Annotated in this window: 14 protein-coding genes and 1 pseudogene; 8 read left to right on the top strand and 7 right to left on the bottom strand. The window is 67.7% G+C overall.

Features of this window, described 5'->3' with window-relative positions; genetic code table 11:
• The first annotated feature begins 825 nt into the window (after positions 1 to 825).
• Positions 826 to 2,925, top strand: a complete 2,100-nt coding sequence (locus AB0D27_RS42535) for a SpoIIE family protein phosphatase (RefSeq protein WP_362520267.1) — start codon at positions 826 to 828, stop codon at positions 2,923 to 2,925.
• 14 nt (positions 2,926 to 2,939) lie between these two features.
• On the opposite strand, the gene AB0D27_RS42530 is transcribed toward AB0D27_RS42535, so the two are convergent.
• Positions 2,940 to 3,245 carry a hypothetical protein gene (locus AB0D27_RS42530; RefSeq protein WP_362520264.1) on the bottom strand — a complete coding sequence of 102 codons (306 nt, stop codon included), beginning with the start codon at positions 3,243 to 3,245 and terminating at the stop codon, positions 2,940 to 2,942.
• 238 nt (positions 3,246 to 3,483) lie between these two features.
• On the opposite strand from AB0D27_RS42530, the gene AB0D27_RS42525 reads away from it, so the two are divergent.
• The gene (locus AB0D27_RS42525; protein WP_362520261.1) at positions 3,484 to 4,092 is read left to right on the top strand and encodes a DJ-1/PfpI family protein; all 609 of its coding nucleotides are present in this window, start codon (positions 3,484 to 3,486) and stop codon (positions 4,090 to 4,092) included.
• A 517-nt stretch (positions 4,093 to 4,609) separates the two neighbouring features.
• Here AB0D27_RS42525 and AB0D27_RS42520 read toward each other — a convergent pair.
• Together AB0D27_RS42520 and AB0D27_RS42515 are read right to left on the bottom strand one after the other, a co-directional pair.
• On the bottom strand, positions 4,610 to 5,110 hold the full coding sequence (locus tag AB0D27_RS42520) for a polyketide cyclase (protein ID WP_362520258.1): 501 nt from the start codon (positions 5,108 to 5,110) through the stop codon (positions 4,610 to 4,612).
• A 375-nt stretch (positions 5,111 to 5,485) separates the two neighbouring features.
• Positions 5,486 to 5,851: pseudogene (locus AB0D27_RS42515) on the bottom strand (transposase); the annotation flags it as partial.
• Positions 5,852 to 6,080: 229 nt separating this feature from the next.
• Here AB0D27_RS42515 and AB0D27_RS42510 point away from each other — a divergent pair.
• From AB0D27_RS42510 to AB0D27_RS42485, 6 genes are all read left to right on the top strand, one after another.
• Positions 6,081 to 6,932: a phosphotransferase gene (locus tag AB0D27_RS42510; protein WP_362520255.1), complete on the top strand. Its 852-nt coding sequence runs from the start codon at positions 6,081 to 6,083 to the stop codon at positions 6,930 to 6,932.
• Positions 6,933 to 7,698: 766 nt separating this feature from the next.
• Entirely contained in the window at positions 7,699 to 7,866 is a 168-nt protein-coding gene (locus AB0D27_RS42505) for a hypothetical protein (RefSeq protein ID WP_362520252.1), read from the top strand.
• 217 nt (positions 7,867 to 8,083) lie between these two features.
• Positions 8,084 to 8,467, top strand: a complete 384-nt coding sequence (locus tag AB0D27_RS42500; protein WP_362520249.1) for a nuclear transport factor 2 family protein — start codon at positions 8,084 to 8,086, stop codon at positions 8,465 to 8,467.
• A 152-nt stretch (positions 8,468 to 8,619) separates the two neighbouring features.
• On the top strand, positions 8,620 to 8,778 hold the full coding sequence (locus AB0D27_RS42495; protein ID WP_362520246.1) for a hypothetical protein: 159 nt from the start codon (positions 8,620 to 8,622) through the stop codon (positions 8,776 to 8,778).
• The gene (locus AB0D27_RS42490; protein ID WP_362520243.1) at positions 8,775 to 8,978 is read left to right on the top strand and encodes a hypothetical protein; all 204 of its coding nucleotides are present in this window, start codon (positions 8,775 to 8,777) and stop codon (positions 8,976 to 8,978) included. The genes AB0D27_RS42495 and AB0D27_RS42490 overlap by 4 nt, the downstream gene beginning before the upstream one ends.
• Positions 8,979 to 9,179: 201 nt before the next feature.
• Positions 9,180 to 10,064, top strand: coding sequence for an MBL fold metallo-hydrolase (locus tag AB0D27_RS42485; RefSeq protein ID WP_362520241.1), 885 nt, complete (start codon positions 9,180 to 9,182; stop codon positions 10,062 to 10,064).
• Between the two features lie 344 nt (positions 10,065 to 10,408).
• Here AB0D27_RS42485 and AB0D27_RS42480 read toward each other — a convergent pair whose 3' ends face one another.
• The 4 genes from AB0D27_RS42480 to AB0D27_RS42465 form a co-directional block, all read right to left on the bottom strand.
• The gene (locus AB0D27_RS42480) at positions 10,409 to 10,885 is read right to left on the bottom strand and encodes a hypothetical protein (protein ID WP_362520238.1); all 477 of its coding nucleotides are present in this window, start codon (positions 10,883 to 10,885) and stop codon (positions 10,409 to 10,411) included.
• 290 nt (positions 10,886 to 11,175) lie between these two features.
• A complete protein-coding gene (locus tag AB0D27_RS42475; protein ID WP_362520235.1) occupies positions 11,176 to 12,672 on the bottom strand; it encodes an IMP dehydrogenase in 1,497 nt (498 codons plus the stop codon).
• Positions 12,673 to 12,882: 210 nt separating this feature from the next.
• Entirely contained in the window at positions 12,883 to 13,212 is a 330-nt protein-coding gene (locus tag AB0D27_RS42470; RefSeq protein ID WP_362520232.1) for a hypothetical protein, read from the bottom strand.
• Between the two features lie 645 nt (positions 13,213 to 13,857).
• Positions 13,858 to 15,012, bottom strand: a complete 1,155-nt coding sequence (locus AB0D27_RS42465) for a PP2C family protein-serine/threonine phosphatase (RefSeq protein ID WP_362520270.1) — start codon at positions 15,010 to 15,012, stop codon at positions 13,858 to 13,860.
• Between the last annotated feature and the right edge of the window lie 685 nt (positions 15,013 to 15,697).

Below are 15,697 nucleotides of genomic sequence, written 5' to 3'. Positions count from 1 at the left end.
CAAACGCGACTACATCTTCAACGGCACCCTGGCCGTCACGGCGATCGTCATCTGGCTCCGCGACACCGTCCAAGAGCCATCAGAAACGGCCTAGTACGGCGACCGGGGGTCGGTGCGCCCCGCCCGAGCCCCGGACGAATCCGTCCTGGACGTCCGGCGGGTGCCTGGCCCGAATCCCGACAGAGCACCCCCCTCCAGCCTGGCCCTGACCAGCGTCTGAGTCCGGAGCTCGCGTGGCCGCCTGGCACGGTTGGTCGCGCCCTAACGCAGAGCACCTCGCCGACGCTGCGCTGGGCCGCATCGGCGTCAGCGGAGGTTCCCGCGACGCCATCACCTTGGTCGTCGCCAGCTTGCGACCCGCACCGTCGGGGCCAGATGCGCTCGGGGGTGAGCAGCAAGGCTCTGACGTGCCGTGACGCGCTCGACGAGCCTGCCTGCGGCTCAGTGGCACCGCGTATGGGCCGGAATTTCTCACTCCGACAACTTGAGGCACTTCCTGGCGCCAGACCACCCCGGCTCGTGCGGGGGAGCAGCGGCACTTCACCCTCCTGCAGGTACCGGTTACGGTCGCCGCACTGGAGGAGACCGCAGGGGAATCCCTCACCCGCACTGATCGCATCTATCGCGATGCCCCTCGCGGAAGTTGCCGCGCGGCTGGAGGATCTGGGGCACTGGGCAGGGCCCGACTTGCGACCGCGCGACCGACATCCTGCGGTTCACCGGGCTGGGCAGCAACGGCGACTGCACGGCCGACCACACGCTCTTGCGAGGCGAGGTGCGCTGCATAGGAGCTAAGAGCAGGCTGGATGGTGGAGGTGGGTTGCCGTGGCGCAAAACGAAGCCGTCTCGCCCGGCGTGGGTCGTGCAGTACTGGAAGCCCTGTTCAACCGGGCCCCGGCACACCTGCTGATCCTCGACACGGAGCTGCGGATTCTGCGCGTCAACCTCCCCACGACGTTCCTGCGCGACGTGCCCCCTGAGCGGTTCCTGGGCCGCCGCCTCACCGATGTGTACGACTTTTCCGCGCCCGGTGAGGTGGAGGCGGAACTGTGCGGCGTGCTGGAGAGCGGCACGCCCTTGGAACGACTCGTGCGGGTCCGTGCAGCGGCCGCAGCGCCGGAGTACCTGTTCTCCGTCTCGTCGTATCGCCTTGAGGACCCGCAAGGGACGATCTTGGGGGTGTTGGCGGCGCTGCACGACATCACTGAACGCGAGAAGGCCCTGCGCGTCCTCGACTTGGTGCGCGACGTGGGACGGACCCTCGACGTAGTGGCCGCCTGCCAGGCTCTGGTGCGGGCCGTGGTGCCGGACTTCGCTGACATCGCCGTGGTGGACGTGGTGGACGCCGTGGTGCGTGGTGATGATCCTCCGCTGAGTCCTTTGGGCCGCGAGGTGCCGCTGCGCCGTGTCGCCTTCGGCCACAGCGGCGGTGAGGAGCAGGTTCAGGCACATCCGGTGGGCGACGTGCGGGCCCTGCCGTTCCCGACTCCTTACGCCCAAGCCCTGGCCGACCTCAAGCCCCGCCTCGTTACCTTGGGTCCCGACACGCCCTGGCTGGCAGCCGACCCGCAACGCGCCGGAGCGATCCGCGCAGCCGCTGCCCGCACGCTTATCACCACACCCCTGACTCTGCGCGGCACAGTACTCGGCCTGCTGTGCCTGTACCGCACCGGCCAAGCCGACCTCTACAACAAGGACGATGTCGCCCTCGCCCTCGAACTGGCCGCCCACACGGCGCTGTCCATCGACAACGCCCGCCGCTACACCCGCGAACACACCATCGCATCGACAGTCCAGCGCCACCTGCTGCCTCCCTCGGCCGCGGCGCAGACCGCCGTGGAAACCGCCCACCTGCACGTGCAGTCCGAGGTGGGCGGAGGCGGCTGGTTCGACACCTTCGCTCTGTCCGGTGCCCGTACGGCACTGGTGGTCGGCACTACCACCGGCCAGGGCATCCACGCGGCCACCACCATGGGACAGCTACGGACCGTCATCCACTCCCTGGCCACACTCGACCTTGAACCCGACGAGCTCCTCGCACGCCTCAATGACACCGCCATACGCCTGGCCCAGGAACGCGCAGCTCTCCCGACTGGCGACCCCATGCACCGGCAGCCGCTTACCGCAAGCTGCGTATATGCGGTCTACAACCCCCTCACCCAGACCTTTACCATCGCCAGGGCCGGCACCCGCCCGCCCGTCCTCGCCCATCCCGACGGAACCACCGAGATCCCCGACCTGCCCGCCGGACCTCCGCTGGGCAGTGCTGAAGGACCGCCCTTCGCCGCCGCGACCGTCACCGTCGCAGACGGCAGCATCCTGGCCTTCTACACCGAACCCCTCGTGTCCACCTCCCCGTCCGGTGCCCCAGGCTCCCCGGATCTTCTCCAGCAGGTGCTGACCCACCCTGACCGGCCCCTGCAGGATCTGTGCGATGACGCCCTGTACCGGCTGCGGAGCGACACCCGCCACGGCGACGCCATCCTCCTGCTCGCCCGCACCCGCCCATTCCCCGCCGAGCAGGTCGCCACGTGGGATCTCGGCCACCGCCCCGAAGCTGTCGCCACGGCACGTACCCACACCCAACGCCAACTGAGCCTCTGGGGAGTGGATGAGGAAACCGCCTACACCGCCGAAATGATCGTCAGCGAACTGGTCACCAACGCGGTCCGCTACGGCACCCCGCCTCTGCAGTTGCGGCTCATCAAGGACCGAGCCCTCACCTGCGAGGTCGGCGACAGCAGTTACAGCGCACCGCGATTGCGCCATGCCAAGACGGTCGATGAAGGCGGGCGTGGCCTGTTCATTGTCGCCCATCTCGCCCTCAACTGGGGCGTGCGCTATACACCGGGCGGCAAGACCGTGTGGGCCGAGCAGTCTCTACCGCCCGCACCAGCAGCGGCCCGGTTCGATCAGCGGTTATAGAGCTCGTCACACGATCACGGTCGGGTCTTCTTGAGCCATCCCCGACACTTGGCCGACTTCGTCGGCGGAAGAGCCATCGCCTCGCGGGCCAGCGCCCTGCACGAGATGTCACCACTGGTGTCGATCACCTCGAATATCTCGCTGTAGACCCCTCGCCAGTAGTCCAGGAGACGCCCCGAATCACGCGGCTCCAGCGTGCTCGTGCTTTCCAAAGTCCAGGGAAGTACCTCACGCAGCTTCTCCAGCGTGTTTACAACGGCCTGGTACTTGGCGGGGTAGTACCTCGCCTGGGGCGCGGCCATCTCTCCAGCACCGCCCATGGAACGGCCGCCCTATGGTGACCCGACTCCCGGAGCTTTCTGATTATGTCGGCCCGAGGGACGTCGGGCGGATGAAGCTCACTGTCATCAGCAGGTCGGCGGAACAGTAAGTATGGTATTCAGGCACAGTTCGAAACGCGGGGCGCCGGTAGGCATGCCACCGGCCGCTGTTTGGCTCTCGCCCAGGAACTGCGCGCCAGGGAGACTGCAGATCTGATGCCGACTTGAAGGAGTTGTGATGCAGGTAGCCGTGGTCACCTTCGACGGGTTCAACGAGCTCGACAGCTTCATCGCTTCCGCGTTGATCAACCGGTGCCGTAAGGACGGTTTGGAAGCCTTCATTACGACGCCGACGCCGGTGGTCACGTCGATGAACGGCGTTGAGGTGGCCGGGCAGCGCCCGGTGGAGTTCGTGGCCGAAGCCGACGTCGTGCTGATCGGTAGTGGCGTGAAGGCGCGAGACGTGGTCGCCGACGACCGGCTGATCTCCAGGCTGCGGCTCGACCCTTCGCGACAGCTGATCGGCGCGCAGTGCTCCGGCGCGCTGGTGCTCGCCCGGCTCGGGCTGCTGGGTGGCATGCCGGCTTGCACGGACATGAAGAGCCGGCCCTTTGTCGAAGCCTGCGACGTCACCGTGCTGGACGCGCCGTTCCACGCCGAGGGCAACATCGCTACTGCGGGCGGCTGCCTGGCGTCCCAGTATCTCGCCACGTGGGTGATCACCCGAATGCTCGGGGAGGACGCCGCGCGCGAGGTCATCGACTACGTGGCTCCGGTCAGCGAAAATCAGGAGACTGTCGAGCGCGCCATGCGTGCGGTCCACGCGGGCGAGGTTGCACTGCGCTGACGCGCCGCAGTAAGGCGCACTGCGGGAGCGTCGCGGTCGTGACGTACGGCTCGTGTCGGACCGAACCATGATCGCACGCAACACCCAGGTGATGGTGAGGCGGGAACGCTGATACGTCCTGGTGGAACTGGTCGAGCGTCTGCCACGCGGCAGCCGCCTCGTCGTGCGGCAAGGGCCCGGCGGGCAGAGCAGTGTGGATGTCCGCACGGCGGTGGCCTCACGTGCGGCTGACGGGCGGGACGCTCGGTGACGGCCGTACAGCCTCCCCCGGGTGAGGACTGCAGGAGGCCGCCCCTAAAGGGCCTACGTGTTCACGCAGAGAGTCGTCCAACAGCCGGTGAAGGCGCTGGCATCCACCTCGCCTCACCTCCTTCGACCCCGACGCCCTGCGTGCCTACCGCCGCGCCGAGACCATGGGCAACGCCTTCCGCCGCCCAGCCGCGTATCGGCCCCTGACCGATGCCCACATCGCCGACATCTTCGTTCGAGTGGACCGCTACGGCCGCCCGCCAGGTGTCTAGCCGGGCGTCCAGGCCCGCGACGTCGGTGCGGCAAGCTCGGCCAGGTGGTGCAGCGAATTGGTGAGATGCTCAGGGCCGAACGGCGGGAACTGGATGCCGCGATCCCGGATGAACTGCGGCACCGCCGACCAGTCGTAGGTGAGCGTGACCTCAGTCTCGGACGGACCGAGCGGCGCAAGGTCGTACCGCCAGATCCAGCCGCCGAACTCCAGGTGACCGTCGCCCTTCTGCTGCCCCGTCAGCCAGCCAATGGCGCGCGGCGGGTCGAGCACCTGGACCTTGTTGACCACCTGGTAGTCACCGTTTGGATGGTTGGCGTGATACATGTCCATCCGGAAAATCTGCCCCACCTCGGTCAGCGGCGCCCGGTCGACGGATTCCTGAACCCAGCCGGTGCCATCGATCGCAGAATGGCTCGTCGGGTCCGCCAGCACCGCGAACACCCTCGCGGCGGGTACGGCGACAGTCAGGGTGGCGCTCACGTTCTCCTGGTCCACGGTGTGCACGCTCCTTGTCATCTCATCTCGGGCCCCCGCAGGCGCGGAAGGGAGACGTTCCCAACAATGCAGACGACGCGGCGAGGCGGAACTCATCGGTCGTGTGGGCGGAAACCCGCACCCGTGCCACCGCTACCCCGACGGGGTTTTCCATGGGTAGACCATGGTGTTGATCTTGACAATGAAAACCCCCTCCTCGGCTACTTCGTGCTCTGGGCGTTCGAGAGCAGCGGTGACGGCGAAGGACGCGTGGACGAGCAGGCCAGGGTGACCCAGCGGTGCCAGCAGTCCCAGCGGCGAACTTGGTGTTCGTCGAGCCCCCTCAAGGTCTTCGAGCTCTGGAACATCTCCTCCACCGTCCAGCGGCTTCCCGCAACTGTAGGTGAGATAGACGGCGAACTGGGCGTTCTCGATCCTGCCCGCGGTGCCGGTGTACTGGCGCTGCACGCCCACGGTGCGGTGCCCTTCTTCAGCTCCCGGGTCTCGTCCACGACGAGTACGGATCGGTCGTCCGCCAGGTGTGCCAGTACGTAGCCCCGCCGGTTGTCGCGGACCTGATCGGCGTCCCACTTCGCGCGCCCGGGCAAGTGCTGCAGCCCGTCCGGGGTGGAATCCCCGACGTGTTCGGCGATCATCCAGCAGCTCTTGCGCGGCAGGTCCGGACAGCAGCCCGAGTACCAACTGACGTACCCGGCGGCGGGGTTCCACCCGACCGAACCGTCCGGCAATCCGATCCGTCAGGCCCTCGAGCGCATCCTGCCAGCGAGCAGGCACTACGCTGCGACCGGCGGCCACCGGATGATCTTCTGTCTTCACACACAGATGATCAACGGTGGCCGTAACCGCGCCTCAGTTGACCGCACCGGCAAGATCACCGTCTACGGCTGGAGTACTCATGATCGACTTGCGGCAAGCCCACGATGCCACTCGCGCGATCGCCACAGCGGCCCTAGGACGCGACCCTGGCCCCATGGCCACCGCTGAGAGCAGCTCCCACCACGTTTACGTCGGCTCGGACGTCGTCGTGAAGATCATTGATGCCGCTGGCCACTCGCGCCTGAATCGGGAGATCGCACTCGCGCCCCACCTGCCCTCCGGCCTCACAGCCCCTCTGCTCGACAGCGGGCTCCACCGGCTGGGGACGCGCGACGTTCGCTACGCCTGCTACGCCCGCGTGCCCGGGGCGGCTCCTGGCATGGGCATGCCCGGTGTGGACGGCGTGACCGCGCGCTCGTTGGCGGAGGAGGCAGTCCAGCGGCTCGACCGACTGCACAGCTGGATGCCCGCGGACCACACTGACCAGATGCTGCGAGAACCTCTCGACCACGGCGGGTTCACCAGCCAGGCTGCGCTCTTTGCCGAGGTTGAGAACCTCGCCGCCCTGGACCGGCACGGAACCATACCTCGTCGTCTAATCGACGGCCTGACAGCGATCGCAGAGCGCGCGCCTCTGCACGCACAAGCAGTCGTCCCGGTTCACGCGGACTGCCACTGGGACAACTGGCTCGTGCATGATCTGAGCGTGACGGCCCTGCTGGACTTCGAGTGGGCCCGCTACGGAGAACCTGTCGACGACTGGTTCTTCCTTGCCCGGTTCAGCGGCCCCCACACGGAGACCGTTCTCGACGTCATCGCTCATGCGACGACGACCTCCCTGGAAACTCTCCGAGCAGAATGCGAGGTTCGCGAAGCGACCTACCTCACCTCCGACCTCTGCGTCGCGCTCAAACACCCCGATGCATCTTCGCGGATGGCCGCGGACAGGCTCCGTGCACTCGAGGAACTCATCGTCGGGCGTTACTGGTGGCACCACACCGGGTGATGCCAGTAGCAGCAAGTAACGAGCGTCTGCTCAGGCCGCTGACGGCGAGCGTGTACATGTGCACCGTTGACCTTGCGCTTACGAACACACCTGCCATCCGACCCCGGACGGGCTGATTCCTCTCACCTGCAACGAGATTCAGCGTCTGTTCACGGCCGTGACCGTCCGGGCCGCCCATGACCCGGCTCGCCTGCTCCACTGGTCCACCTGGCGACGGCGCCACCGAGCCCGCACCCGCGCCCAGGAACGCGCAGCTCTCCCGACTGGCGACCGGACGCATCGGCTCGATTTCCATGGCCGAGTCACCGAGGCGCCACTGGGCGCTGCTCATCGAGGCCACCCAGTCCCCGGCCCTGCTTGACCAGCTCGTCGTAGCGACCCCGGCTCACAATGCCGATCACCGCGGACATCCGCACCCACCCCCACGGGCCCGGCGCGGCACCCTTCATGCCATCAACTCACCGCACGGCTCCACCGCGACAGCGCCGCGGCCACCCCGCTCGAAGCCCGGGCGGCCACCACGCCGAGAACTCCTGACGGAGAGTAACCGTCATGCCCGTGATCGACTTGTACCTTCCCGAGGGCGCCCTGAGCCTGGAAGCGGAACGTGACCTGGCCGAAAGGATCACCACGCTGATACTCAAGGCCGAAGTGCCCGGCCCGCCGATGAGGACGTGCTCGCTGGCTCCTGAGCCCTGGTCCACCACACGCAGCTCTACGCGGGCGGCGCTCCGGCCGCCGAGCCCGCTACCGGGTCGACGCCTACATGCCGCAGAGCCTGATCAATGACCCGGAGGTGAGGGAGCGCCTGGTCGCGTACATCACCGAGGCCCTCCTCGACGCCGAGGGTCCCGACTGCCCCAGGGATCCCTCGCGGGTGTTCGTCTTCCCGTTGGAGATACCCGAGCGCCTCTGGGGCTGGGCGGCCGGCTGATCGGCCTGGAGGACGTCCTCACCATCGTCACCGGCGACACCGAACAGGCCCGGAAGACCGCTCGAGAGCGGCTCGCCGGACAGGGCCGCTTAATCCCCTGCCCATCCGTGCGAAACGGATGGGGCCACGAACGCCGGTCCGGACCGCGGCCAGGCGCACCCCCAAACGATCGTCTGCCACCGCGCGCAGTGATCAGCTCGTCAAGGAGAAGAACACCGTGTCCAACGCCGACATCATCAAGCGCATGTACGCCGCCAAGGGCGACATGAACGTCATCAGCGCGGCCATTTCGCCGGACGCCCAGTGGGACATCACCGAAGGCTTCCCTCACGGCGGCGTCCACGACGCCTTCGACGCGATCGTCAACGACTTCTTCTCCTTCTTCGGGGACTTCGACGAGTTCTGGGCCGAGGGGGACGAGTTCTGGGAGGTCGACGACAAGGTGATCGCCCTGGGCCGCTACGAGGGCAAGGCGAAGGCCACCGGCGAACGCTTCAGCTCGCGCTTCGTGCACATCTACACCCTGCGCGACGACAAGATCACCCGCCTGCAGCAGACCGCCGACACCGTGCAGATCTCCCGCGCCCTGGGCGAGAAGTGACCGACGCCCACGGCGCCCCGGGCGGATAGCGCCCGGACCCCGGACGGAGGCCCGCGGGGAAGGGCTGCGTCGCCTGCGCGGACCAGTCTTCCCCCGGCCCCGGAGCCCCCACCGAGCCCGCGTCTCGGCCCGACGCAGGTGAGGCAACAGGCGTGAGTACGTCATCCGACTCCACCGCGACGCAGCCTGCTCTCCTTGGCCGCTACGGCGATCCCGCCTCCGACTACCGCTCAGATACGCGCAGTGATCCCCGCATGGTGGACGCCCTCGCGGCATTCGGTCTGACAAGCGTGGCGATGCCCCGCCCGTGACCGCCTCCGATCCGCTCGATGCCAGGCTGGAGTTCATGAACGCCGCCGAGGCCGGTTTCGAAGCGCTGTTCGGCGCGCTCGCTGCGGATCTGCCCACCTTCGCGGGTCTGACGCGCAGCGTCGAGTCGGTCACCGGCGTCGACGGCAACGACATCGCCCTCTTCATTCACCGCCCCCACGGCTTCGCCGCCGCCCTCTAGCAACAACTGCTCGCATCCGCTGCACACCCTCGATCGCCGTCGGCCCGGCACACCTGCAATCCGTGCCGTACGCGGTCGGACGGCACCAGTACCACCTCGCCGAACTCGTCGGCTCCAGGCGGGCAAAGCCCCGACGGGCAGTCCACCGCCAACCTGTGTCACAGTGCCGCAAGGGGCCGCACTCATCCGGAAAGAGCCACCATGACTGAGCCTGCTTCCCTGTCCTACGAGGTCCTGGTCGCGGACGGAATGCCCAGAAAGATCGATCTGAGGCTGCCGAACGGGGACGAGATCGTCTCCTCACCGATCTCGTCCACCCTGATCTACGGGGATCGCGAGGCCGTCCTGGTGGACCCGCCGCTGACCAACGGCCAGATCGAGCAGGTCGCGGAGGGGGTCGCCCGCTCCGGCAAGCGGCTCGCCTACGTCTACATCACGCACGGCCACCCCGACCACTGGTTCGGCACCGCGCCGCTCCTGGAGCGCTTCGGCGACGCCGACAGCGTCGTCTACGCGACCGAGGGCACGATCCGTCAGATGCACTCACAGCTGAAGGGCAAGGAGGAGGGCTTCGCGAAGACCTTCCCCGGCCAGATTCCCGAGAACACACCCGTCCTCGCCATTGCTGTTCCGGACGGCGGCTTCCACCTGGAAGGTCACGTCCTGCTTCCCGTGGAGACCGGCCACACCGACACCGACGACACCAGCGTCCTGCACGAGCCCTCGATCGGCCTCGTCGTCGCAGGGGACGTCGTCTACAACGGAGTGCATCAGATGATGCTCGAAGGCAGCGACGGCGGCCTTCAGTCATGGCTCGACAACATCGACCACATAGCCGCACTCAATCCCCGCCACGTCGTCGCCGGTCACAAGAACAAGGCCCTCCCCGACGACCCGAAGATTCTCGAAGAGACCCGCCAGTACCTGCGCGACGCAATCCGCCTCCTGGCCGGCAAGCCGACCCCCCAGGAGTTCTTCAACGAGATGATGAAGCTCCACGCCGACCGGCTCAACCCCGGCCCTCTCTGGTACAGCGCCGTCGGCCTGCTCAGCGACGCCTCCGCCGAGAGCGACCCCAACCGATAGATGGCCCGGCCGCCCTCGCGGCGTTGAAGGGCCTCGGCCGGGGATTCGGTGATACGACCGTCCCATTCGGTGAGTATCGCGGTTGCCCGGTTCGTGGTGGCCCTGCTGACGTCGGCCTCGCGCCAGAGGTTGTTCTTCGTCAGCTTGCCGTCGGTGCGGAGGGGTCTGCCGACAATGAGTCGCTCCATGGCCTCGCCCAGGGCCTGCTCGGCCTTGTCGGATACCTTCGGCTGTCCGGGGGCATGCCTTATCGGCCTTCCTGAGCACGATCTCGATGTCGCGGATCTGCTCGATGATCAGGATTTGGCGGCTCGGTGGGAGCTTCGAGGTGGACCGCAGGCGGGTCAGGGAGGTGTGCTCGGCCTTCCGGATCGGTAGGTGTTCTGGGGCGATGATGCTGTTGCCGCGGCGTGAGGGGCGGCAGCGGTCGACGAGTGGGCCACGGTGGCCTTGGGGGACGATCGCGTCTTCGATGCACTTGGCGTCGATTCGAAGAGTTCGCGGAGTCGCAAGAAGCGGCGGTCGGCGATGGCCTGGTCGAGATGGCGGGCCCAGGACGGGGCCTGGTCCATGTAGCCCTGGGTCGTGCGATTTTCCAGAGCTCTAGCGGCGGCGTGTTTGAGCTGCATGCCGACCGCGATCTCGGAACCGGGGAAATCCCGGGTGAGCATGGCCATGGGCCGTCGGAACTGGTGCGGGTTGACCTTGCCGCGCGGGATCTCGTCCAGCCCAGTGGTCCGACGGTTGTCGTTGACGTGGGCGATGAAGTTGTTGATGGCGTCCGCACTGTCGAAGCCCTCAGTAAAGTGGCGCGGACTCACAGCGGAGAAGGCCAACTCCGCACGGCGCGTTGCGGTCGAGCAGCACGCGCGTCGGCAGCGAAGGACAGCTGGGAGGCGATGTCCATGGCCTGGGCCGCCGGTTCGATGATCCGCCAATGCCATGCCTGGTAGGCAGGTCCGGGTCCAGTTTCCGCTTCGTAGACTTCACCGCCGGACTGCTGTAGTGCTCCACGACCGAGTCCTTCAAGACCTTCCGGGTTACGGGAGGGTTATTCCGACTGTGCACTATTCCCCCTCCGGCCAGTACTCAGCGGCCCCTTGGCAGCTTCTCAGGCGAGTGTCGGCGGCGCGTCCCGCAGGGCGACGTTGGCGTGGCTCTCCTGGAAGCTCTGGTCTGAGACCAGAGTGAGCCGGGCGGTGGACTGGAACTCTGGCAGGGTGGTGGAGCCGCAGGAGACCATCGTGGTCTTGAGCTTGGCGATGGTCAGGGCGAGCCCTTCGTTGAGGTCGCCGGCGTAGGGGACGTAGCCGTCGACGCCTTCCTCGAAGACCAGCCCCTGACCTCCCTGGCCGTAGCGTTGCCAGTTGCGGGCACGGTTCGATCCTTCGCCCCAGTACTCCTTGACGAAGCCGTCGCGGGTGGGCAACTTCGCGCCAGCCGCTTGGTCGAAGCGCGCGAAATAACGCCCCATCATGACGAAGTCGGCTCCCATCGCCAGAGCCAGGGCCACGTGGTAGTCGTGCAGGAGCCCGCCGTCGGAGCAGATCGGCACGTACTCGCCGGTGCGCTCGCGGAAGGCGTCCCTAGCCGCAGCGACGTCGAGCACTGCGCTGGCCTGGCCGCGGCCGATGCCCTTCTGGTCGCGGGTGATGCAGATGGAGCCGCCGCCCACGCCGACCTTGACGAAGTCCGCCCCCGCCTCGGCGAGGAAGGTGAACGCCTCGCCGTCGACTACGTTGCCGCCACCGACGGGGATCTCCGGATAGTGCTTCTTCACCCAGGTCAGTGCCTGTGCCTGCCAGTCGCTGTACCCGTCGGAGGAGTCGAAGCACAGCACGTCTGCGCCTGCCTCCAGCAGGGCCGGGACACGCTCTTGGTAGTCATGGGTGTTGACGCCCGCGCCCACACGCAGGCGCTTGGCGGTGTCCACGACCTGGTTCGGGAAGCGCTTGTTGTCGGTGTAGTCGGATCGGAATACCAGATGCTGCAGGTGGCCCTCGGCGTCCAGCACCGGGAGACAGTCGAGCCGTTCGTCCCACAGCCGGGTGTTGGCTTCGGAGAGCGTGGTGTCGGGCCCGGCATAGGGAAGGTCGGCGATGGCGGTCATCCGGCCGCTGACCGGTCCGTCGAGGTCGTGGCGTTGGGGGTGGAAGTCGCGGGAGGTCACCAGTCCGAGGAAGCGGCCGGTGGCGGTCCCGTCGTGGGTGACCGCGGCGGTGCTGTGGCCGGTGCGGCGCATGACGTCTGCCAGGAGGCTCAGGCTGTCGTCGGGGCGGACGTTCGTGTCGCTCGTGACGAATCCAGCCTTGAAGTTTTTCACCTGGCGGACCGCGGCCGCCTGGTCCTGGATGGACTGGTTGTGGTGCAGAAAGCTTAGACCGCCGTTGCGCGCCAGCGCGATCGCGAGATCGGGTGTGCTGACAGCCTGCATGATCGCGGACGTGAACGGGGAGTGCAGCTCGATCGCCGATGCTTCGCCCGCGAGGTGCCGCACCAAGGGCGTGCGCAGGTCAACCGTCGCAGGCGAGCAATCGGTCCGGCTCCGGTTCGGCAAGAGCAGAAATTCGTTGAACGTCCGTGAGACCTCGGCGATGATCTGTGCCACTTGTTCCTCCTGACCCGTCGACCGGGGCCCGATTGCCCCGCCGTCAAGATCGCCCCCGTGTTCCAGGGCCCGGGCGGGCAGGAGTCGGCGAGGCAGCGTGGAGGTGCCACAAGCTGCGGCAGAGCCCTGACCGGCCCGTGGATCGAACAGGGTGCGGTCGTGACCTGGCAGCCTATCGATTGCCGCGGGGGCTGCACGAATCGTGCCCTGTCATCGGCAACCGCCAGTCGCGGGCGGTTCTTTCTGGTCCTCGGCTCGGACAGCGAGGTACTCGGCCCAGTCGCGTCTGGCGTAGGCGACCCAGCGGAGCGCGGTGTGTCGGTGCATCCCAGCCAGGTCGGCGAGGATCGGGCTGGGGAGATCAGCGGCGAGTGCGGCGAGGGCCGCGTTGCGGGCGGTGCGGACCGTGATGCCGTGGCGGCCGAGCTTCTGGGTCATGCCGTGCGTCGAGATCGGCTTGCCCGGGACCATGCCCGGAAGAGCCATCGAGGCCTTGGCCGACACCGTAATTAAGGGATGGTGGGGGGAGGTTGGGGTCACGGCTTCCTGTCCAGGACGGCGCGCAGCAGATCCATCAGGCGTTCCTGATCGGGCGAGAGTGCTGGGGTGCGGGACGCGTCTGCGCAGGACGGGCACGTCGATGCTGATGACTGAGGGCACATCGGGCCGCTCGGGAGGGAAGAGCACGTCTCCGGCGGCGGCCATCAGCTCTACTTCAACGGCATGGAACGGCGCCTGGCGCTGATGGTGCCGCCTCACCGCCGGCAGCCGGCGAAGCGTTTCCATACCCGCCGCACCCGTTCGCGTCGACGGCCTGTCGTGCGGCCGATCAACCCTGCGGTCCACCGGCAGCTCGTCCTGTTCGACGCCCGGCCTGACGTCGTGCGCTTGCGCATCCTGACGGTGCCCGATCCCGCGCAGCCTTCTGCTGGAATCCCTCGAAGCCGTCTGCCTCGACCTCGGTGGACGCCGCGGCCGGCAGCGAGACCTGACGGGAACTGTCAACCGCTCGCTGAAGGTCCTGGTTGCCACCCAGGACACGCCCGGCGCACCGATCACGGCCAGTACCGTGAGGATGCTGCGCGCCCACCGAGCTTTGCGCAGTCGCAGGGCGGGCTGCTGATCGGGTGAGTTGCCGCGACTTTCGTAGAGTCTGCGGCCTGCCCCGGGGGTGTCGGATCGACCTCACCCACGTCCAGTTGAGGAGCTGTGACCGAACCCGCTCGCGTGGACGACGCGCCCGTGGTGGCGGCGTCGGTGGATGTCGGGCTCGCGGCGGAGCGCGACGAGAGCCGCGTCGTCGTCAAGGCGTCCGCGAGTGTGGGCGAGTAGATCGCGCTGGATGTGGTGCAGCAGCGATTCTGGTCCAGCCTCGCTCCACTGGGCGGCCCGTGTCTCGAAGGGGTAGAAGGCGCCATCGGCGTCGCGGGCTTCGATGACGCCGTCGGTGTAGAGCAGGAGCGTGTCGCCGGGCTCGAAGGAGAGCACATCGATCGTGTATTCCTGCGGCCCCATCTCGCCGATCCCCAGCGGTGGTGCGGGATGCAGGCTGGGGACGGTGAGGGCACTGCCGGGGCTGAGTACCAGGGGCGGGGGGTGCCCGCAGCTGATTACTCGTGTGATGTGGTCGTCGTCGGGGAGTTCCAGCAGCAAGGTGGTGGCGAAGCGTTCGCCGGTTTCCTCGGCCGGCTCGAAGTCGGCCAGGTAGCGGGTGACGCTCTGTTCCAGGGCGACGGCCAGATCAGGCAGGGAGGTGTGCCGGTGGGCGGCCTCGCGGAAGGCTCCGAGCAGCAGGGCGGCCTCGCCGATGGCGGACAGGCCCTTGCCCCGCACATCGCCGATCATGATGCGCACACCGCCGACGATGCGGGTGGCCGCGTAGAGGTCACCGCCGATCTGCGCCTCGTCCTCGGCGGCCAGGTACAGGCAGGCGATGCGCAACGGGCCGAGCCGTTCCGGCAGCGGCCACAGCAGGACGTGCTGCGCGGCCTCTGCGACCGACCGTACCTGGGCGAGCTGGCGTCGGTATCGTTCGCGTAGCACGCAGAAGAACACGATCATGGCCGACAGGACCGCCAGGGCGAGGATCTGCACCACCACGTTGCGCGAGAACAGCACGCCGAAGTGCCAGCCGATGTACGCCTGCGCCGCCACGGCCAGAAACCCGATCAGCCCGGTCAGCCGTGGGCCGGCGAACGAGGCGGTGATCGCAGGGGCGATGACCAGTAGCGGGCCGAGATGGACGTCGGCCGGGACCAATTGGTCCACCGCTGTGATCACCACGATGAGCACGATCGGGATCACCAACAGCGTATGACTCGACCGCCACAGCTGCCGCACACCAGCCACGCCGTGCCCGGCCTCCACATTTTCCAGATTGCCACTGTCCAAGGCAGCTGACGAACAACGACTGGCGATAAAGCGGCGGCGGCACCGACATGCCTCTGAGGCATCAGCACGTCGTGCCGCTCAAACCTCGATGACACGGACTCCCTGATCATCAACCCCGGTGGCAACGACCAACCTTTCGTGATGCGGCACATCGGTGCCTCCGGCGGTGCGTCCGGCATGACAGGGAATTCGCACAAGCGATCTAATGCCGGCGCGGACTCCACCGACTTCCCCTGCGACCTGGTGCAGACCCAGCACGCCTGGAGCGCCGCCCACGAAGCGCGCGTCCGCAGCCGGCCACTGCGACGCCGCGGCCCTGCGGCGGCGCCTCCTGCGTGTCTCCGTACGCCTGCGGTGGCACCCGTACTGGAACACCGCCGTTGCACCTGCTGGTCACCACCTGTTGCGACTGCGACGACTGTTGCGCGAGCCTTCCCGACGTCCTGGAGCTCTCCCGGGTCACCGTGGGCGTACGGGCGTGGTCGCGCCTCTGACATCCCCGTTGCGGCCGCTTTCGCCCATGTCCCTGCTGGGGTGAAGGAGAAGGGAGGCGGGAATGGGCGGCGCGGACGCAGCCGAGGATCGGGGCGCGCTCGCCGGTGTTGCGCGCCGGCCGGGGCCGCTGCGCCGTGCC

It is taken from the genome of Streptomyces sp. NPDC048415 (genome assembly GCF_040651675.1).
Lineage (GTDB): Bacteria > Actinomycetota > Actinomycetes > Streptomycetales > Streptomycetaceae > Streptomyces.
This window is presented reverse-complemented; position numbering and strand designations above follow the sequence as displayed.

What these genes read in the sequence shown, in the direction of transcription:
- AB0D27_RS42530 (WP_362520264.1), bottom strand. Translation starts at nt 3,245, where the DNA reads ATGGGCGGTGCTGGAGAGATGGCCGCGCCCCAGGCGAGGTACTACCCC.
- AB0D27_RS42525 (WP_362520261.1), top strand. Translation starts at nt 3,484, where the DNA reads ATGCAGGTAGCCGTGGTCACCTTCGACGGGTTCAACGAGCTCGACAGC.
- AB0D27_RS42510 (WP_362520255.1), top strand. Translation starts at nt 6,081, where the DNA reads ATGGCCACCGCTGAGAGCAGCTCCCACCACGTTTACGTCGGCTCGGAC.
- AB0D27_RS42505 (WP_362520252.1), top strand. Translation starts at nt 7,699, where the DNA reads ATGCCGCAGAGCCTGATCAATGACCCGGAGGTGAGGGAGCGCCTGGTC.
- AB0D27_RS42485 (WP_362520241.1), top strand. Translation starts at nt 9,180, where the DNA reads ATGACTGAGCCTGCTTCCCTGTCCTACGAGGTCCTGGTCGCGGACGGA.